Below are 19,794 nucleotides of genomic sequence, written 5' to 3' on the forward strand. Positions count from 1 at the left end.
CAAGCCCGGCATTTCGTTGCTGCGGGGCTGATGATATCCGGTTCGCGGCTGCTCGTAACCAGGCCGCAACGCCGTTTTGGCGCTCAGCTGCTCGTGGGGCCAGCCGCTACCGGTTTGCGCCACATACCTGTGGGGCAACAGTCATCGTGCGGCCTGGGGCCGGGTGTAGGGTATGTAATTCTGCCAGTCCACGGGCGTGAACTTGTCGCCGATGGTCACGCGCAGCAGACTCTGAAAGGCGCTTTCGGCGTTGTCGCTGTTGCTCATCAGCAGCACGCCGATGCCCTGCTGCGGAAACAGGATGGAATAGTGCTGGAATCCGTCGCCGTGGCCTTCCTTGAAAGCGCCCACGCCGTAGGGCGACTGCAGCAGGCCCCAGCCCAGGCCGTAGGCCAGCCGCAAGTGGTCGTAGCGGTCGGTATCCTGGCGGGAAAGCGGGCCGAACTGCGCCCGGGAGTGAATGGTAATCTGGGGCCGAAACAGCTCCTGCCACGACTCGGGCCGCAGTAGCCGCTGCTGCAGTACGGCTTCCAGAAAGCGGGTGTAATCGGCCGGGGTGGTTTCCAGGGTGCTGGCGCTGCGCGGCTCGTTGTCCTTGTCCTTTTCCAGCACCTTGCCGTCGGTGGCATGGCCGAAGCAGTAGTTGGCCTCGAAGCGCGGCTGCCACTGGTAGCTGGAGGTGCTCATGCCCAGTGGCCTAAATACCTTTTCCTGCATCAGCGACTCCAGCGAGCGGCCCAGCTTGTGCTCCAGCACCACTTGCAGGTACACCAGCCCCTCGCCGGAGTAGCTGTAGCGGCTGCCGGGCCGCCCGTGGATATGCAGCCGCTGGGCGGGCTCGTCCCAGCGCCAGTTGGGCAGCCCGGTGGTGTGGCTCAGGCACATGCGGGCCGTGAGACGGCGGTAGAGCGTGTCGTCGCGCAGGCTGGAGTAGTCGTCGTGCCAGCGCGTTTTGGGGGCGTACTCGTAAATGGGCCGGGGCAGGTAGCGCTGCAGCGGCTCGTCCAGCGTCAGCTGCCCTTCCTCCACCAGCTTCAGCACCAGCACCGCAAACACGGCCTTGCTCAGCGAGGCCCCATAAAACTCCGTGTCGAACTGCAGCGGCTCCTTGGTAGCCGTGCTTTTCACCCCAAAGGCGTGGCGGTACACGGCCCGGCGGCGGTTGAACACGGCCACCGCCAGCCCGTGCACGTGCGCCGAGTCGGTTATCTGCTGAATGCGCCGCGTAAGCTCCGGCTCCCGCAAATGGCTGCCGTCGAGGCGGGTGATGCGTCCGCTGGCGCAAGCCGACAGGAGCAGCGCAGCCGCAGCGGCGCCAAGGGCGGGTAACATCTTCATCGTGAGGCAGCCGGATGGTCCGGCGTAAGGTAAGCGCTGACGCTGGATCAGGGCGCTGGGGCCGCCAAATTCCGTAGCCAAGGCCGCACCTTGCCCTACCTTGCCTTGTCTGCCGGTACCGGCGCATGGCTACCCGTACGCGGGCAGGACCGAACATCGGCGGGGCCAGTCGGTTGTAGCAGGTACTACGCGGTGCCGCGAAAGCCGCGACCCTCTCACCGGCGGCACGCCGCTTTTTCTGACTATACGCTATGGAATACCGCCAACTAGGCGCTTCGGGCCTGCGCATTCCGGTGCTGAGCTACGGCACCGCTACCTTCGGCGGCGGCAACGAATTCTTCAAGGCCTGGGGCGACACCCAGGTCGAGGAAGCCCGCCACCTCATCGACATCTGCCTGGAGGCCGGCGTCAACCTCTTCGACACGGCTAACGGCTACTCCGACGGCAAGGCCGAGGAAATCCTGGGCCGGGCGCTGGCGGGCCGCCGCCCGGAGGTGCTGATTTCCACCAAAGCCACGTTTCCCACCGGCCCCGGCGCCAACGACTATGGCTCCTCGCGCCTGCACCTGATCCGGGCTTGCGAGGACTCGCTGCGCCGCCTTGGCACCGACTACATCGACATCTATCACATGCACGGCTTCGACGCGCACACGCCGGTGGAGGAGACGCTGCGCACGCTCGATCAGCTGGTGCAAAGCGGCAAGGTGCGCTACATCGCCTGCTCCAACTTCTCGGGCTGGCACCTGATGAAAAGCCTCTCGGTATCGGAGCGCTACGGTTGGGCGCGCTACGTGGGGCACCAGGCGTATTATTCGCTGGCCCACCGCGAGTTTGAGTGGGAGCTGATGCCCCTGGCCCAGGACCAGGGTGTAGGTACCATCGTGTGGAGCCCATTGTCGGCGGGGCTGCTGAGCGGCAAAATCCGCCGCGGCCGGCCCATCCCCGAGAGCAGCCGCCTGGCCCAGGGCGGCGGCCAGGGCCCGCAAGTGCCCGACGAGCGGCTGTTTGCCATTGTGGACGTGCTCGATGAGGTGGCGGCGGAAACCGGCAAAACCGTGCCGCAGGTGGCCCTGAACTGGCTGCTGCAGCGCCCCACGGTGGTCAACCTCGTCATCGGCGCCCGCAACGAGGAACAGCTGCGCCAGAACCTCGGTGCGGCCGGCTGGAACCTCTCGGCCGAGCAGGTGGCCCGGCTGGATGGCGTCAGCGCTACCACGCCCATTTACCCGTATTGGCACCAGCAGCGCTTTCCCATGCTGGGGCACACCGGTATGTAAGGCCGCGGCCCGATCCAAGTTAGTCGGGGCAGAAGCCGCCTGCCGGGGCTTAACGCTTGTCGCTGAAGTCAATATCACTGATCAGCCACGCCCCAGCGGCGCGGGTGAGCCTTACGGTGTAGGGCGTTTCCCAGAAGTAGTACCGGCTGGCGGCTTCGTTGTCGGGATAATACTCAAACAGCTGCACCTGCACCGCGGCCGAGTCACCCATGATTCGGGTTTGCTGGAGCCTGATGCCCGTGAACCTGTCCTGGCTGCGGGTCCAGCGGTAAGAGTCGAAGAAAGCGCAGTCCCGCTGTTCGTAGTCGTCGACGTCGTCCAGCAGGCTGTCCCGTTGGGCGTAGGGAATGGCGCGCAGGGTGTCGATGCACGGCTGGTAAGTGGCCATTTCCCGCCGGATGAGGCTTTCGGCAAAGTGCAGGCGGCGCAGGTTGGCGAAGTAGCGGCGGTAGTCCAGCGTGAGGCGCCCCTGGGCGTCCGCCACGAAGTCGGGCTGAAATTCTGTTTGCGGCCCCTCGCTGCTGATGGCCTTGCCGTACCAGGCGTAGAAGTTGCGCACCGTCCGGTTGACGACGGCGGTATCTGCCGGCGCGGCGGCCGGAGGCGGCGCCGCGGCTGGTACGCCGGCGTCCGGTTCGGAAGTCTGGCCCTGACAGCCGGCCAGGAGCAGGGCACTCAAACAGTAGTAAACGTAGGCTCGGGCGGGCATAGCGGCTGATAAGACAAACGGCCGAAGATAAGAGAAGAGGCCCGGCGCAGGCGCCCCGTTGCTCCCAGAAAGCCGCGTCGGCCGGCTGGGCCGGCCCCTTTACCCAGCCGCACGCTAAAACCGCAACCGGGTTGTCGGGTTAATGCAACTACCTACCGTCCAGAACCCCCGCGCGGGTAGGGGCCTAACGCCAACTGTATGCAACTCGGAATCGACAGCTTTGCCTCCCACCTGCTGAGCAACAGCAGCGGCACCACCCTCACCGGCCAGCAGGCCATGGCCCAGCTGCTGGCGCGCATCGAGCGGGCCGACGAGGTCGGGCTCGACGTGTTCGGCATCGGCGAGCATCACCGCCCGGAGTACCTGGATTCGGCCACGGCGGTTATTCTGGCCGCGGCCGCCGCCCGCACCAAGCGCATCCGCCTGACCAGTGCCGTAACGGTGCTTTCGGCCGCCGACCCGGTGCGCGTGTTCCAGGAGTTTGCCACCCTCGACCTCATTTCGCAGGGCCGGGCCGAAATGGTGGTGGGCCGCGGCTCGTCCATTGAAGCTTTCCCGCTCTTTGGCTTCGACCTCGACGACTACGACGAGCTCTTCGCCGAAAAGCTGGAGCTGCTGCTCAAAATCCGGAACGAGGAACGCCCGCACTGGTCGGGCAAGTTTCGGCCGGCCCTCACCGGGCAGGGCATTTACCCGCGCCCGGTGCAGCAGCCCTTGCCCATCTGGCTGGGCGTGGGCGGCACGCCGCAGTCGTTTGCGCGCGCCGGCGCGCTGGGCCTGCCGCTGATGGTGGCCATCATCGGCGGCGACACGCACCGCTTTCGGCCGCTGGTAGACCTGTACCGCGAAGCCGGGCGCCGCGCCGGCCACGCGCCCGAGCAGCTGCAGGTGGGCCTGCACTCCCTGGGCTACGTAGCCGAAACCACCGAAGAGGCCATTGAAAGCTTTTTTCCCGGCTACGCCCGCACTTTTTCGGCCCGCAGCAAGGAGCGCGGAGGCCCGCCCATCACCCGCGCCGCCTTCGATGCCCAAACCGGGCCGCTCGGCGCCTTGCTCGTGGGCAGCCCCGAGGACGTAGCCGCCAAGATTCGGCGCCATGCCGAAGCGCTGGGCGGCATTACGCGGGTCACGTTTCAGATGGACGTGGCCACGCTGCCCCACGCGCAGCTGCTGCAGGCCATCGAGCTGCTCGGCACGCGGGTGGCGCCGCTGCTGCGCTGAGTTGAAGTCAGCGCCGGTACGGGGGCTTGGCGTAGGCCGCTTTTGAGGTGGCTTCGGCAGCTCTGCGCGCATCGTAAGCAGGCCCTAAACGCAACCGACCCGAGTCCTGGCGCCAGGACTCGGGTCGGTTGCGTTTGGGTGAGCAAACGGCGGGTTATTTCACCAGCACCAGGCGTAGGCTCTGGGCTTGGCCGGCACTCAGCAGCCGGCAGGTGTAAAGGCCCGCAGGCAGGGCGTCGGCGCGCAGCGGCAGCTCGTAGCGGTAGCCCGCCTGGGCCTCGGCCTGGTAAAGCGTGGCAACGAGCTGGCCCAGGTGGTTGAAGACCTGCAGCTGCGCCGGACCAGACGTCGCCGGCTGGAAGCGGATGGTAGTGCGGCCCGCAAACGGATTTGGGTAAGCTTCGAGCACAGTAGCTTGCTGGAGCGTTGCGGGCTGCGAGCCGGCCGCGGTGGCGCGGGCGGCCGTGGGCTGGCAGCTGCCGAGCTGGTCGCCGTGCTGGCCGAGGTGGGCCGCCACGGCTGCCGGGGCCACGCAGATTTCGTGGCCGTTGTGGCAGAGCTGCACCTTGTCGTTTTTGTTGCCGCAGCGCACGTCGATTACCGTGATGGTAACGCTGCTGCTTGCCGTGCAGCCGTACTCGTTGGTGGCCGTGACGGTGAAGGTGTAGGTACCGGCCGCCGTGGGCGTGAAGACTGGGCTGGCGGCCGTGGCACTGCTCAGGCCAGTAGCCGGCGCCCAGGCGTAAGTCGTGGCGCTTGAGGTGCCGTCGGTGGCCGTCAGCGTCAGGCTTTGGGTGCCGTAGCCCAGGGCAATGGTGTTGGCGCTCAGGCCGGTGAAGGTATTATCGGTACGACCAACGGCAATAGCCGGCGTGGGCACGGCGCCGATAACGGTGACCGTAGCCGGGGCTGAAGCCGCGTTGCCGTGCGTGTCCGTCACGGTCAGCGTCACGGTATTCGGCCCGAGGTTGCTGCAATCGAAGGTGGTATTGTCCAGCGTCAGGCTTTGGATACCGCAGGTATCGTAGCTGCCGTGGTCCACGTCGGCGGCCGTGATGGTGGCCGTGCCGTTTGCCAGCGTTACGGTTAGGTTGCGGGTGAGTACCGTGGGGGCGGTGCGGTCCTGCACCTGCACGGCCTGGGCTACCGTGTCGGCCGTGCCGTCGCTGTAAGTGAAGCGCCAGCGAATGGTATAGGCGCCCTGTGCGGCGTACGTGGTCGGGTCGGTGGTAAGGGCCGTGACGGTAGCCGTGCCGCACAGGTCGGGCGCGGTCGGTGCCGTTGCCGTTACGGCGCATTCACCCGTCAGAGCCGGCAGCACGATGGCCGGGCGGCTGCTCGTCAGGGCACTGGCGGCGGGGGCGAAGGCCGACGTGAGCCCTTCGCCGCGGGTGCGCACCTGGTAGTAGTAGCGCGTGCCGTAGTTGCGGCAGCTATCGGTGTAGCTGCTGGCGTCGCGGCCCACCGTGGTCAGGGGCGCGTAGCTGATTCCGTTGGTCGAGCGGAAAATGTCGAAGCCGGTTTCGTCGGCGGTGTTGTCGGTCCAGCGCAGCATCACGGCGTTGCCCGCGGCCGCGGCTGTCAGCGCTGCGGGCGGGGCCAGCACCGCGTCGCGTAGCGCCTGAATGTAGGCCACGTTGCCCGCGCCGAAGCCGTAACCCCAGTTGAAGGCCATGCTCTTGGAAAGGGCCGCTTTGGCGCCGTGGTAATCGGTGGGTTGCTGCTCGGGGTTCAGCGGGTAGTGGAAGGTGCCGCCGCCCGCGTCGGTGCCGTCGGGCGAGGTCAGCTTGGCCGCCGCTACCGACTGAAACAGGGCCGAGGGCACGCCATTGGCGCCGCCGCCCTTGGTGGCAAAGGCGTGCAGAGCCCCGCTCACGCCCGCGGCGGTACCGGTCTTGAGCAGCACCATGTCGTACTGCGTGATGTTGAATGAGTTGCCGGTGGCCAGGTTGGTCATATAGCCGGTGTTGTCCAGCAGCAGATCCAGCGTGAAATCCGACGCGTCGAGGTCCTGCACGTAGCCCGCGGGGCCGCTGATGCGGCGCAGCACGATGGTGGTGCCGGCGCGCAGGTCCTGCCAGAAGGCCACGTTGTTGAAGCGGTACTTGCCGCCGTTGTCGGCCGTGTTGTTCGTCTCGAAGTCCTTCACGAGGAGGTTGCGGGCGTCGAAGTGGTCCTGTACCACCAGCAGCTCCACGGCGTCGGTCTGGCCGTTGGCGTCGTTCGAGCCGTTGTACACGCGGTTAACCACGATGGGCGGGGGCGTGAAGGCGGCGTTGCGCAGCGTCTGGATGTAGGCCACGTTAGCGGCGCCGTAGCCGTTGCCCCAGTTGCGGTTGGCGTCGAAGGAGGCGGCGGCGGCCGTGCCGTTGTAGTCGGCCACCGACTGCGTAGGATTCAGCGGGTACTGAAACTGCCCGGTGTTGGTAATGGCGGCCGACACCAGCTTGGGCGAGGTTACCGCCTGGAAAATAGCCGTGTTTGAGCTGCCCGTGGCAAAGGCGTGCACCGCCCCAGCCGTGCCGCTGGCCGCGCCGGTCTTGAGCAGCACCATGTCGGTGTTGGTCAGGTTGAAGCTGTTGTTGGGCGCCAGGTTCGTGAGGTAAGCGCCGTTTCCCATCAGCAGATCCAGCTTGAAATCAGCCGCGTCGAGGTCCTCCGCGTAGCCGGTGATGCCCGAGGCCAGCCGCCGCAGCACGATGGTCGTGCCGATGCGCAGGTCTTTCCACAGAGCCTGGTCCTTAAATTGGTACTTGCCGCCCGCGTCCGACGTCAGGTTGGTCTCGAAGTCTTTCACGATGAGCCCGCGCACGTCGACATGGTCCTTGGTCACCAGCAGCTCCACCGCGTCCGACATACCGTCGGGCGTGGAGGTGGCGTTGTAGAGGCGGTTCACCACGATGCCCGTTGGGGGCTGCTCCTCAAGCGTCAGTTTGGAGAAGTTGAACGAGCTGCTCACCAGCTCTAACTGCAGCGTGGCGTTGGCGTTGGCCTCCAGGTACACGTTGCTCACCACCACATCCTGAAACACCCCGAAGCCGCCTGTCACCGGCACCCCGATAACGCCGGTTTTGTCCACGCCATCCACCGACACGCGGAAGGAGCCGCCCGTAGCGCTGGCCGATACCCGCGCCGTGAGCTTGTAGAGGCCCGTGCGCTGCACGTTCACCGAGTACTTCAGCCACTCGCCCGAGGCCGAGTAGCCGATGTTGCCGTAGCCGCCGTCGCCCAGCTCCGTATCCACCGCTTCCGAAGCGCGGGGCACGTTGGGGTTCAGCGCCGCGCCGCGGTTGGTCGGGTCCGAGTCGTAGTAGGCCACGTTCTGCCCGCCGTTGTCGAATTCGACGGCCCGGATGACGCCCGGCAGCGCTATGGGCGTGCCCGAATAAGGCGTGCGCGCGCAGGCGCTGACCTGCACGTAGCCGGCCTTGCTGACCGCGATGGTCGTGTCGGCGTTCTGCAGGGTCATGGTCACCGACTTGGCGCCCGGCGTGGCGTAGCGCACCGCAAAAGGCCCGGGCCCGGTGCCGGTAGCCGGCGTGGCATCGGCCCCAAAATTCCAGCTCAAGGAGGCGTACGAGCCCAGAATGGCCGGCGCGAAGCTCACCTGCTCCGGTGCCACGCAGGTAAAGGTTTTATCGGCCCGAAAGTCGGCCAGCGTCACCTGCTGGCCGGGGCGCAGGTAAGTGGGCGCGAGGTTGTTGGTCGCGTGCTGCAGCGAGTACACGATTTTGCGCAGTAGCTGGCCTTGCCCATCAAAGAGCAGTACCTGGGTCGACTGCCCGTAGATTTTGTCGTTGTAGGCGGCATTGAGGCCGGCCGGTACGTTGATTTTCAGTGCGGCCGTACCCGGCACTGCGGCTGCCGACAACTGCACCGTGAAGTCGAAATCGGCCGTGTTACTCTTGTTGAGCACCATCACCGCCGTGGTGTCGCCGTGGCGGCTGCTGATGACCGATACGTCGGCCTGATTGTCGGTAGCGGCCAGGTAAGAGCCGCGCAGGTTTTCGGCCACCAGCATTTCGTGGTAGAAGGCCGAGCGGGGCTTGATGCTGGCGCCCGAGCCGTCGAGGTAGCCCAGGTCGCCCTCGCCGCGGCTCCCGTTGCTTTCGTGAATCGACCACGGCATCATCGACACGGCCTGCTTCTGCATGCCGATGCCGAACACCTCGGCCCAATACTGCCCGTTCAGAAAGCCGTGCACGCCCAGCCCGTCCACGCCGTTGGCCGTGGGGTTCTGGTAGCCGATGTTGAACTCCGTCACGGCCCACTTCAGCGCGTCGGCGCCCGAGCGGTTGTGCAGGGCGTTGGCCGCGTCTATCATCGTGAGCAGCCCATTCACGTTGCCGGCCAGCGTACCCGCAGCCGTCAGCACTTGGGCGCGCGTCTGCGTGCCGCTGAAGGGGTAGGAGTGGAAGGTCACCACGTCGAGGTAGTAGCGGCCGTTGGCGTCCTTGCCCGTCACGTCGTTGGCCCCGCCGATGAGCGGGCGCAAGTAGCTCGTGTCGTAGAAGGAGGTTTCTGGGCCCACCGTCAGAATCGTCGGGTCGGCCTGTTTCATGGCCGTGGCCCAGCTCTTGATGTAGGCTTCCACGCCCTCCACGCCCACCTTGCCGAAGTTGCCGGTCAGGTTGGGCTCGTTGCCGATAATCCAGTACTTGACGCCGCGGCGCATCTGGTTGTTGACGTAGTCGACCACGGCCGCCGCTTGCTGGGCCGTGTAGCGGCCGCGGCCCTCCGATACCTGCACCATGGGCTCGGCCCCGATGCGGCGGATGGAGTCAATCATGCTCAGGTACTGCTGCGGCGTGGGCATGTTGAACTCCACGCCGTTGCCGCCGATGCGCACCATGCGCACCTTGGACTTTTTCACGGTGGGCCAGAGCTGGTCTAGCTGCCCGTTGTACACGCGGGCGCCGTAGCTGTAAGCCATCCAGGCGTTCTGGCCGGCCAGGTACGGCGAAATCTGCTGCGCCTGGGCAGCCGTGGTGGCAGCCAGGCAGCCCAGCGCGAAGAAGGGTAACAGTTTTCGCATACGGGTGGGAAAGGTTAGGTTGAGAAAGAGCGAAGCAGCCCGGCTGCGGCGGCCGGGAGGAAAGCAGATGCAGGCAGTGCAAGGCACCCTGTCCGCAAGAAGGATTGTACTCGCTGGCGGCCGCCCGCCGCAGCTTGCCGGGCCGTGGCGGGGCGGCACTCACTCAATGCTGGTGCCCTGCGGGCCCGGAAAGCGGTATTCCCTTGTTCCCGATGCGGATGGCAGCCGCCAGGTGAGTACAATAGCTGGTTGAAAGCGAGGAGGACGGAGCAAGGCACCAGCCGGGAGCCCAGCGGCATTCTGCGTCCTGCTTTTTATTTCAGGCCCGCCACGATGCCGTCGTAGGCGGGCTTGCGTTGGTAGTGGTCGTCGAAGGGCAGGGGCCAGTCGGGGCAGCTGCAGTCGCCGCGCACCCAGGTGTCGGCATCGGTTACGTTCCAGGTGGTCAGGCCGAAGCGTTGGGCCGCCGGCAGGGCGTTGTAGGTCTGCACGATGAACTGGTACTTGGCTTTCTGGGCCTCGGCCAGGGCGCTGCTCCAGGTGAGCCCGGCCGTTTTGCCGGGGTTCATGGCCACGTCCAGCTCCGAAATGTGCACCAGCAGCCCGCTCTGGGCGGCCGTGGTAATGGCCGCCGCCAGGTTCGCGTCGGCGCGGTTGCTGTTGGTGTGCAGCTGCAGCCCGATGCCGTGGATGGGGATGCCGCGGCTTTTGAGGCTGCCCACCAGGTTCAGAATGGCCGTGCGCTTGGTGGGCCCGAACTCGTGGCCGTAGTCGTTGTAGAACAGCTTGGCGTCGGGGTCGGCCTGATGGGCGTACTGAAAGGCGCGGGCCACGTAGTCGGGCCCGAGGTGCTGGCGCCACACGCTGGGGCGCAGGGTGCCGTCCTCGGCAATGGCTTCGTTGACGACATCCCACGAAGAGACCTGGCCGCGGAAGTGCCCCACCACCGTCTGGATGTGCGTTTTCAGCAGGTTTTCCCAGGCGGCGGAGTCACCCTGAAAGTTGGTCACCCAGGCCGGCAGCGAGTTGTGCCAGACGAGCGTGTGGCCGTGCACGCGGGCGTTGTTCTGCCGGGCAAACTGCACCAGGTAATCTGCGTCGGTCCAGGTGTAGGTGGCCGCGTCCGGGTGCAGGCTGCGAAACTTCATGGCGTTTTCGGCCGTCACGCTGCGGTACTCCCGCGTCACTACTTCGCGGTAAGCGGCGTTGCTGCGCAGCAGATTCACGTTCACGGCGGCACCGATGGGAAACGCGGCCTCGCGCAGGCTGCCCGGGGCGGATGGCCCTGGCTGAGGACCTTTGCTGCCGCAGCTGGTGAGCAGCAGCGTCGCAAGCAGAATGGAGCGGAGCGGCATAGGCGGTTCTGGTTGGCGCTTCACCCCGGCTCCCTGCCTCGCTTGATGCGCGAGCTGAACGAGGAGAGGGGAGCCTGACGCGGGCGGATGTGGGGTGGTCAGTTATCAGGGCAGCTAGCAGCGCGAACTGTCAGGTGACAACCCGCTCCTGCCAGCTCTATCGTTTGTCGAAGTAGTCGGCCAGGCGGTACATCTGCTGGTTCAGCTCGCGCATGGGCAGCAGCAGCGGCTGGTAGGGCTGGAAGCTCCAGTTGACGATGCCCTTGTTGGCGTCGGTGTTGGAGGGCTCGGCGCCTTTCAGGGTGGGGTCGTTGTCCTGGTACTTAAACCAGTGCCAGCCCACGCAATTCTTCGATTCCAACAGGCCCAGCGTGAAGTTCTGGTAGAACTTGCCGCGGTCGGCCTGGGTGCGCACCACCCAGCCGGCGCCGGCCGTGTTGGCCAGGCCCGGCGCGTCTTCGCCCTTCACGTACCACTCGGTCACCATAAAAGGCTTGCCCGACAGCTTTTCCCACTCGCTTACCCACTTCGGCTCGGGCGTCCAGTGGTTGTAGTAGTTGATGCTGACCACGTCCACGTACTTGCCCGTCACCTGCATCAGCTCGGGGTAGTAGCGCTGGGCACCGTGGAAGCGGCAGCCCAGGTACAGGTGGTTGGGGTCGACCTTTTTCAGCGCCCGGGCCACCGTGCCGAAGTACTTGTCGGCCACGAAGGCCAGGAACTCCTGGCGGTGCTGGTCGGTGATGGTTTGTAGCGTGATGCCGCGCTGATCGGCCCACTGCCTGGCGGCCTGGTAGCCCGGCTCGGTCTGCGGCAGCTTGAGGTAGCCGTCGAGGTTTTTGCGCAGCAGCGGCATCTCGTTGTCGGAGAAGTAGCCGAACAGGTTCGGGTCGTCCTTGTACTTCGTGAGCTGCTGGGCGTACTGCTCGCAGAACTCCGCGAAGCCCGGGTCGAAGGCGAAAATGACGTCGTTGGGGTAGCCTTTGTGGCCGGGCTGCACGTAGGTGCCGCCGCGCTTGTCGCCGTACTTAGCCATGAAATCCAGGTTCACGGTGTAGGCCAGCGGCCGGTCTGCCTTGGCGTTTTCCGCCCGTATTTCCTCGTTGGCCGACCACGCGCCCGCGCCGTTGAAGCCATTGTCCACCAGCAGCTGCCGCGTCTTGCGCATCCAGCCGGCCCGGTCGCCAAACTGCTCCTTCAGCGCCTGCTGCGCCCGCTCCGAGCCCACGGCCTGCACGTTGTTGGGCGCGTTGTGCAGAAAATAGTAGCCCTCCGGGTCCACGGCCCACCAGCGCCCGTCCACCTTCTTCACGTAGTAGAAGCCGGTGGCCGTGGTGCGCTTGTCGAGGCGCCCGCCGTACTTGCTCAGCTTGGTTTTGCCGGGCTTGAAGCCTTTAAGCTGAGCCATGGTGCGCGTGGCGTAGCTCTTGTAGGGCGAAAACGAGGCCGTGCCGTCGGTTTTGGAGTTGTTGAGCGTCTTCTTCGCGTCGACGCGCAGGGTGTACTCGGTGGTGTCGAGTTGCTGGGCCTGGGCGGCGGGCAAGCCTAGCAGGAGCAGGCCACCAAGTAGTAGGTAACGGCTGATTCGTCGCCCGGCCAAAAAGGCCGTCATGTCGAGCGAAGTCGAGACATCTCGCCGGATAGTATTCCTCTCGTTGCACATGATTTTACTATCCGGCGTCAGCACGCGAGATGTCTCGGCTTCGCTCGACATGACGTTCTGATTGGACCTCAGCGCAGTGCTCATTTGCCGTCGTATTTCTGCGCCATCTGGCGGTAGTACTCCTGCAGCACGTAGAAGGCCCTTTTCTTCGTGCCGGTGCTCGAAATCAAGCCCTTGCGGTTGAAGCCCTGCTGGTATACCGGGTGCTGGCGGCGGGTGGCGCGGAAGTCGGCCAGAATCCAGGGCGTCATGCCGCGCAGGTTCTTGATGGTGCTCAGCATCTTGAGCTGGTTCACGTACAGCGCCTCCTGGTATTCCTCGCTCCAGCGCGTGTCGGCGTCGGCGTGGTAGCCGGCCAGCGCGTCGCCCCCGAATTCGCTGATGGTCACCGGCTTGTTGTACTTGATATCGAAGGTGTACTTGGTGATTTCGCCGGGCTTGCCGCCCCAGTACCAGCCGGCGTACTCGTTGATGCTCGTCAGGTCGAGATACTCGCCCAGCGGGTCGTCCACGTGGATGACGTTGTCGGGAGTGCGGTGCAGTTCCAGCGCGGCCGAAATCAGGCGCGTGTCGTCCAGCGAGCGGGCTTTCAGGGCCAGGCTGCTCATGAACTTCAGGCGCGGCTCGCTCAGCGGCGTTTCGTTGCCGATGCTCCACACTACCACGCTGGCGCGGTTTTTCCCGAGCGAAATCAGGTCGGTGAGCTGCTGCTCGGCGTTCTGGTAAGTAGCAGGGTTCTGCCACGCGATGGTCCAGTACACCGGCACCTCACCCCACACCAGCAGGCCCATTTCATCGGCCAGCTTGAGCATGGTTTCGTTGTGCGGGTAGTGGGCCAGGCGCACATAGTTGCAGCCCAGTTCCTTGGCCCAGGTCAGCAGCATTCGCAGGTCACCCTCACCCCGGGCCCGGCCCGGAATCAGCGGGTTCTCGTCGTGCATGCTGATGCCGCGCATGAAAATCGACTTGCCGTTCAGCAGAATATCCGCGCCCCTGGTTTCGATGGTGCGGAAGCCGATGCGGTCCTGCACCTGATCGGCGCCGGTGCTCAGGGTCACCGCGTACAGCTTGGGCTGCTGCGGTGACCAGAGCGTGAGCTTCTTCGCGGGCACCGAAAAGCTGGCGCGGCCCTCCGCGTCGGTTTTCACCTGCTGCGTGAGCTTGGCCTCCGGAATGCTCAAAGTCACCGTTTGATTGGCCCGCGCCTCGCCCGTCAGCTGCACGTAGCCGGCCAGCTTGCCCATGTCGCCCTTGGCCAGCTGCACCTTGTAGTCGCTGATGAAGGTCTGCGGCGTTTCGGCCACGAACACGTCGCGCGTGATGCCGCCGTAGTTCCACCAGTCGGTGTTAATGGTCGGCACTTCCTCCGGGCGGCGGGTATTATCGGCCTTCACCACCACGAAGTTGTCCCCGCTGGGGTCGAGCCGGTCCGTGATGTCGTATTGAATTGGGGTGAAGCCGCCCTTGTGGGTGCCCAGCTTCTTGCCATTCAGGTAGATGTGCGCCTCGTAGTTGATGGCCCCGAAGTACAGGTGATACCGCTTGCCGGCCTGGGGCTGGAGCGCGAAGCTTTTCTTGTACCAGATGGTGCCCTCGTAGTAGAGCAGCTCCGGCCGCTGCGAGTTCCAGTCGCCGGGCACCTGCAGGGCGTCGGCGTGGTCGAAGTCGTACTCGATCAGCTCCGTCTCTTGCTTAGAGCTGGGTTTCTGGTTGTCGTAGTAGCCGCCCTTGCCGCTCTTCGACTGATCGAAAGCCTCGCGGCGGTAGTCGTAGAAGCCGTTTTCGTACGGGTCGATGATGTAGTTCCAGCGGCCATTCAGGCTCAGCACCCGGCGGCCGGGCGCGTTCTGAATCAGGCTCGACTGAGCCAACAGCGGCGAAGAGGTGAAAGCGCCGGCCAGCAGCAGGGCCGCCACGGCCAGCGTCTTCAGCGAGGTGCAGAAAGTCATTAAGCGGGTGGTAGTGAGGGGAAAAGTAGGGCCTAGTGCTAGCCCCCCTCCTCAGCTGAGGAGGGGCTAGGGGTGGTTGAAAGACTAGAGCTAAAGGCTAGTTCTAGATGACGCCCAAACGTTAAGGTCAACCACCCCCAGCCCCTCCTCAGCTGAGGAGGAGGGCTAGCTAGTAGCCTTTAATTGTAACCCGGGTTCTGGTTCAGAATCGGGTTCGTCTGGATTTCCTGCAGCGGGATGGGGAACAGCAAATCGTCTTGGTTGATGCGGGTGGAGGCGCCCGTGCGGGTGAAGAAGGCGTTCATCACCGGGATGGCGCGGCCGGTGCGCACTAGGTCGAACCAGCGGTGGCCCTCGAAGCTCAGCTCCAGGCGGCGCTCCAGCTCAATTCGGTCGCGCAGGGTCTGGGCGCCGGTGCCGGCGGGCAGGTCCACGGTGGCGTTGGGCGTGGCCACGGGCAGGTTGCGCGAGCGGCGGATAACGCGGTTCACCGCGTCCAGGGCCTGCGCGTTCGGGCCGGTGGCCTCGTTCACGGCTTCGGCGTACATCAGCAGCACGTCGGCGTAGCGCAGCACAATCCAGTCATTTTCCGCGTCCGTCGAGCTGGTGGGCGTGTCGATGTACTTCTTGGTGTAGTACGTGGTGGTCGACGAAGGATTGATAGGCAGCGTGTAGGACGTGGCGGCGCGCACGTCGGTGGTGCCGCTGGCCGTGAAGGCGTTGACCAAGTCCGTATCCACCGTATTGAACTGCTGACCGGTAAACGAAGCGCCGATCAGGGCCGTGGTCTGGGCCGTGGTGTAGGCGGGCATAAACCAAGTGGTAAACGCGCTGCCCAGGTTCAGGGCGCCTTTGGTGTAGCGCACCGCAAACAGGATTTCGCTGTTCATCTCGTTGTTGGTGGCGAAGATGTTGGCGTAGGTGGGCTGCAGCGAGTAGTTGTTCGCGTCGATAACCTGCTTGAGCTTGGCGGCCGCGTCGGTGTACTTGCGCTGGGTCAGCAGCACCTTGCCCAGCAGGCCCTGGGCGGCGCCCTTGGTGGCGCGGCCCAGGTTCACGCCGGTTTGCGTGGCGGGCAGGTTGGTTTCGGCGAAGGCCAGGTCCTGCTCGATCAGGGCGTACACCTGCGCGGCTGGCGTGCGGCCAAACTCGTAGGCTTCGGGGATGCTCTCGATTTCGCGGGTCACCAGCGGCACGTCGCCCCAGATGCGCACGGCGTTGAAATAGGCCAGGGCCCGGATGAAGCGCACCTCGGCGTAGTAGCGGTTGCGCGTGGCGTCGGTGAGCTTCACGGCCGCGGCCCGGCCCAGCACGATGTTGCAGCGGGCAATGGTGCGGTAGGTCATCAGCCACTGGCTCTGGATGCGCGGGTTGTCGCTGACCACCGTAAAGTCGTTGAACTCGTTGAGCCGCTCACCCGATACCACCGTGAAGCTGTTGTCCGACGGGATTTCGCCGAAGACGAAGATGCCGCGGTTGTTCGAGGACGACTTGCCGTACAAATCCTGCAAGGAGGAGTACGCCGCCGTCACCCCGTTCAGGATGCTCAGCGAGTCGGTGTAGCCCTCCGTGGTGGGCAGGCGCGTGGGGTCGTTCAGGTCGATAAAGTCCTTGCTGCACGAGGTGGTGCCCAAGGTGGCCAGGCCCAGCAGCGCCGCCACGCTGGCCCCGGCAAATATGTTTTTGTAGTCGAAAGTCATGATGGGAAGGGAAGGGAGCTGTCAGTGGTTGGTTGTCAGCGGAGTTCCGGCAGACGTAGCGGAACGGACTGGCAACTGCATGACCGTCAACTGATTTTAGAAGCCCAGCTGCACGCCCAGCGTAAGGGTCCGGTTCATGGGGTAAGAGCCCTGATCGACGCCGTAGGTGGGGTTGGTGGTGTTGCCGTAGTTGTTGGCTTCCGGGTTGTAGCCGATGTACTTGGTGAAGGTGTACAGGTTCTGGATGCTGGTGTAGATGCTGGCGCTTTCCAGCTTCACCTTCCGGGCCCAGTCGGCCGGCACGTTGTAGCGCAGGGTCACGTTGCGCACCCGCAGGAAAGAGGCGTCGTGCACGAAGTAGGAGTTGAACTGCGTGCGCAGCGAGGCGGCGGTGGTAGCCAGCGGGGTTTTGCCGTCGCCGGGGTTGTCGGGGCTGCGCCAGCGGTTGGTCATTTCGGCGCGGGCGTTGGTGCCGCCGGGCGCGTTGAAGGTGTACCGGTCGCCGCCGTAGAGCACGTCGTTGCCCTGCGAGCCTTGCAGCGTCACGGCCAGCGAGAAGGCCTTGTAGCCGAAGGTGTTCTGCAGGCCGTAGGTGAACTTCGGGAACGGGTTGCCGATGACGGTAATGTCCTGGGTGTTAATCACCCCGTCGCCGTTCACGTCCTTGAACTTGAAGTCGCCGGGCTTGATGACCGTGTTGCTGGCCGTCCACTTCGGGCTGCGGTCGATGTCGGCCTGGTCGCGGTAGATGCCCTCCTGCTGGTAGCCGTAGAACACGCCCAGCGGCTGGCCCGGCACCACCCGGATGGAGCTGGTGTAGCCAAACACCGCGTCGAAGGTAATTTGCTCGTTGGCGCCGGCCAGCGAAATGACCTCGTTGCGGTTCAGCGTCAGGTTGGCCGAAGAGCTCCAGGTAAAGTCGCCGTCCACGATGTTGGCCGTGTTCAGCTGGAACTCCAAGCCGCGGTTGCGCACCTCGCCCACGTTGGCCAGGGCCCGCGACGCGAAGCCCAGGATGGCCGGGATGTTGCGGTTCAGCAGCAGGTCAGTGGTGTTGCGCTGGTAGCCGGCCACCGTCAGGTACACCCGGTCGCGCCACAAGCCCAGGTCGAAGCCCGCGTCGAACTGCGTGTTGGTTTCCCAGCCCAGGTTGCGCAGGGCCACGCCGTTGGGCGAGAAGCCGTACACGCGGGTGCCGTTGCCGGTGCCCAGCACGTAGTTGGCCGCGTCCTGGTAGCTCTGGTAGTTGTAGTCGCCGATGTTGTTGTTGCCGGTCACGCCGTAGGAGGCACGCAGCTTCAGCTCCGAGATGGTCGGGAACTGCTTGATGAAGCCTTCCTCGGCCACGCGCCAGGCCAAAGCCAGCGAGGGGAAGGTGGCGTAGCGGTTATCAGGCCCGAAGCGCGACGAACCGTCGCGGCGCAGGGCGGCCGTCAGGATGTAGCGCTCCTTGAAGGAGTAGTCGAGGCGGCCGAATACCGAGGTCAGCGCGTTTTCGTTTTTGCTCAGGCCCTGGCCGAACACCTGCCCGGCGGCCGTCGGGTAGTCGATGTTGGTGTTGGTGAAGGTGCCCGTCTGGCCCAGCACCGTGTTGCCCTCGAAGCTGTTGTACTGCGAGGCGTAGCCGGCCAGCAGCGTCAGGTTGTGGTCGGTGCCGAAGGTGCGGTTGTAGGTGGCCGTGTTTTCCCACACCCAGTTCAGGTTCGTGCCGTTGATGCGGCGCGCGTCGATGTTGTTCAGGATGGGGTTGGAGAGGTTGGCGGCCTGGTTGCCGGCCGTGCCCAGCGTGGCCGGCACGTAAATGCCCCGGCGCGAGTTGATCAGCTCCGCCCCGAAGGTGGTGCGCAGGTTCAGGCCCTTGATGACCTCGAAATCCAGGAACGAAGTACCCAGGCCGCGCACCACGTTGTTGCGGTCCTGGTACAGGTCCAGCGCGGCCAGGGGGCTCAGTAGGTCGCCGGGGTTGGTGATGCCGTTGTTGGTGCCGTTGCGCAGGCCGGCGTAGTCACCATTGGCCAGGCGCGTGGGCACGATGGGCGGCATGATCAGGGCGGCCGTGATGGCGCCGGTTTCGCCGCTCGGGCCGCCGCCCGAGATGTTGCCGCCGTTGTAGCTGCCCGAGGTGGGCACCACGTCGGTGCGGGTGAAGTTGGGGGCCAGGCTCAGGCCCAGCTTCAGCTTCTTGCTCAGTTGCGCGTCGTAGTTGGCGCGTAGGGAGAAGCGCTCAAAGGCCGAGCCCTTCAGCGTGCCCGTTTGCTTGAAGTAGCCGCCCGAAATGTAGAAACGGCCTTTTTCCGTGCCGCCCGAGGCCGACAGCTGGTACTGCTGCTGGGTGCCGGTGCGGAAAATCTCGTTCTGCCAATCGGTATCGGGCAGGCCGTTGGGCGAGTTCAGGTAGTTCGTCAGCTCGACGGGGTAGGTGCGGGCGCCGTTGGTGTACGAGTCGCGCAGGTACTCCACAAACTCGTCGCGGTTCAGCAGGTCCACCTTCTTGGCCACCTGCACGATGCCGGTGTTGGCCGAGAAGTTGAAGCGCGTCTTGCCGTCGGTGCGCCCGTGCTTGGTCGTCACGATGACGATGCCGTTGCCGCCGCGCGAGCCGTAGATGGCCGCCGCCGCCGCGTCCTTCAGGATCTGCACCGACTGAATATCGCCGGGCGGAATCTGGTAGTAGCTGTCGGGGTTGTTGAGCGGGTAGCCGTCCACCACGTACAGCGGGTTGTTGCCGGCCGTAATCGAGCCCAGCCCGCGGATGCGAATCACCGCGCCCTGGCCCGGCTCGCCGGACGGCTCCGTAATCTGGGCGCCGGCCACCAGGCCCACCAGCGCCTCGGAGGGCGAGGCCACCGGCAGCAGCTCCACGTCCTTGGCCTGAATCGAGGCAATGGACGTGGCCAGCAGCTTTTTCTCCTGCACGCCGTAGCCCACCACCACTACTTCGCTCAGCGTCTTGTTGTCGGGCTGCAGGGTGATGCTCACCGCGTCGCGGCCCTGCACGGGCACTTCCTGCGCCAGGTAGCCGATGAAGCTGAACACCAGCGTGGCCTCCGAGGCCGCCGTGATTTTGTAGCGGCCGTCGGGGTCGGTGGTGGTGCCGTTGGTGCCACCCTTCACCACCACGTTCACCCCCGGAATACCCTGGCCCTTCTCGTCGAGCACCCGCCCGCTGATGGTGATGTCGGCGCCCACGGGCTTGAGAATCACGCGGTCCTGGCTGACTTCGTAGTCAATCTGCATGGGCCGCAGCACGTCGTGCAGCACCGAGTCCAGCGGCTGGTTGACGGCGTTGACCGACACGCGGCGCTGCGCCCGAATCAGCTGGCCGCTGTACTGAAACCGCACGCTGGTCTGCGCTTCGATCTGGTCGAGCAGGGCCTTGATGGTAATTTCCTGGGCCTGCACCGTGACGGGCTGCGCCAGGTTCTGGGAAAAGGCCGACGGGTGCGCCGCCAGGCTGGTGCACAACGACACGCTCAGCGCCGGAAGCAGCGCCAGCCGCTTCACGTGCCAGGGAAGGGAGGGAAGAGGTAAAAAACGACTCATAAGG

The 19,794-nt window shown here is 65.2% G+C and carries 10 protein-coding genes; 2 read left to right on the forward strand and 8 right to left on the reverse strand.

Annotation, left to right across the window (positions count from 1 at the left end; genetic code table 11):
- Positions 1-141: 141 nt before the first annotated feature.
- The gene (locus B0919_RS12835) at positions 142-1,338 is read right to left on the reverse strand and encodes a serine hydrolase domain-containing protein (protein ID WP_078012659.1); all 1,197 of its coding nucleotides are present in this window, start codon (positions 1,336-1,338) and stop codon (positions 142-144) included.
- A gap of 251 nt (positions 1,339-1,589) precedes the next feature.
- Here B0919_RS12835 and B0919_RS12840 point away from each other — a divergent pair, with 251 nt between their 5' ends.
- Positions 1,590-2,615: an aldo/keto reductase gene (locus B0919_RS12840; protein WP_078012660.1), complete on the forward strand. Its 1,026-nt coding sequence runs from the start codon at positions 1,590-1,592 to the stop codon at positions 2,613-2,615.
- 49 nt (positions 2,616-2,664) lie between these two features.
- Here B0919_RS12840 and B0919_RS12845 read toward each other — a convergent pair whose 3' ends face one another.
- Positions 2,665-3,294, reverse strand: coding sequence for a hypothetical protein (locus tag B0919_RS12845; protein WP_078012661.1), 630 nt, complete (start codon positions 3,292-3,294; stop codon positions 2,665-2,667).
- Between the two features lie 228 nt (positions 3,295-3,522).
- On the opposite strand from B0919_RS12845, the gene B0919_RS12850 reads away from it, so the two are divergent.
- On the forward strand, positions 3,523-4,545 hold the full coding sequence (locus tag B0919_RS12850) for an LLM class flavin-dependent oxidoreductase (RefSeq protein WP_078012662.1): 1,023 nt from the start codon (positions 3,523-3,525) through the stop codon (positions 4,543-4,545).
- A gap of 154 nt (positions 4,546-4,699) precedes the next feature.
- On the opposite strand, the gene B0919_RS12855 is transcribed toward B0919_RS12850, so the two are convergent.
- From B0919_RS12855 to B0919_RS12880, 6 genes are all read right to left on the reverse strand, one after another.
- The gene (locus tag B0919_RS12855; RefSeq protein WP_078012663.1) at positions 4,700-9,580 is read right to left on the reverse strand and encodes a carbohydrate-binding protein; all 4,881 of its coding nucleotides are present in this window, start codon (positions 9,578-9,580) and stop codon (positions 4,700-4,702) included.
- Positions 9,581-9,894: 314 nt separating this feature from the next.
- Positions 9,895-10,935, reverse strand: coding sequence for an endo-1,4-beta-xylanase (locus B0919_RS12860; protein ID WP_078012664.1), 1,041 nt, complete (start codon positions 10,933-10,935; stop codon positions 9,895-9,897).
- 157 nt (positions 10,936-11,092) lie between these two features.
- On the reverse strand, positions 11,093-12,547 hold the full coding sequence (locus B0919_RS12865; RefSeq protein ID WP_139362096.1) for an agarase: 1,455 nt from the start codon (positions 12,545-12,547) through the stop codon (positions 11,093-11,095).
- A gap of 131 nt (positions 12,548-12,678) precedes the next feature.
- Positions 12,679-14,547: a glycoside hydrolase family 2 protein gene (locus tag B0919_RS12870; protein ID WP_078012665.1), complete on the reverse strand. Its 1,869-nt coding sequence runs from the start codon at positions 14,545-14,547 to the stop codon at positions 12,679-12,681.
- 179 nt (positions 14,548-14,726) lie between these two features.
- Positions 14,727-16,247, reverse strand: a complete 1,521-nt coding sequence (locus B0919_RS12875; protein WP_078012666.1) for a RagB/SusD family nutrient uptake outer membrane protein — start codon at positions 16,245-16,247, stop codon at positions 14,727-14,729.
- Positions 16,248-16,343: 96 nt separating this feature from the next.
- On the reverse strand, positions 16,344-19,790 hold the full coding sequence (locus B0919_RS12880; RefSeq protein ID WP_078012667.1) for a TonB-dependent receptor: 3,447 nt from the start codon (positions 19,788-19,790) through the stop codon (positions 16,344-16,346).
- Positions 19,791-19,794 lie beyond the last annotated feature (4 nt).

This window comes from Hymenobacter sp. CRA2, from assembly GCF_002007105.1.
In the GTDB taxonomy this organism is placed as follows: Bacteria; Bacteroidota; Bacteroidia; order Cytophagales; family Hymenobacteraceae; genus Solirubrum.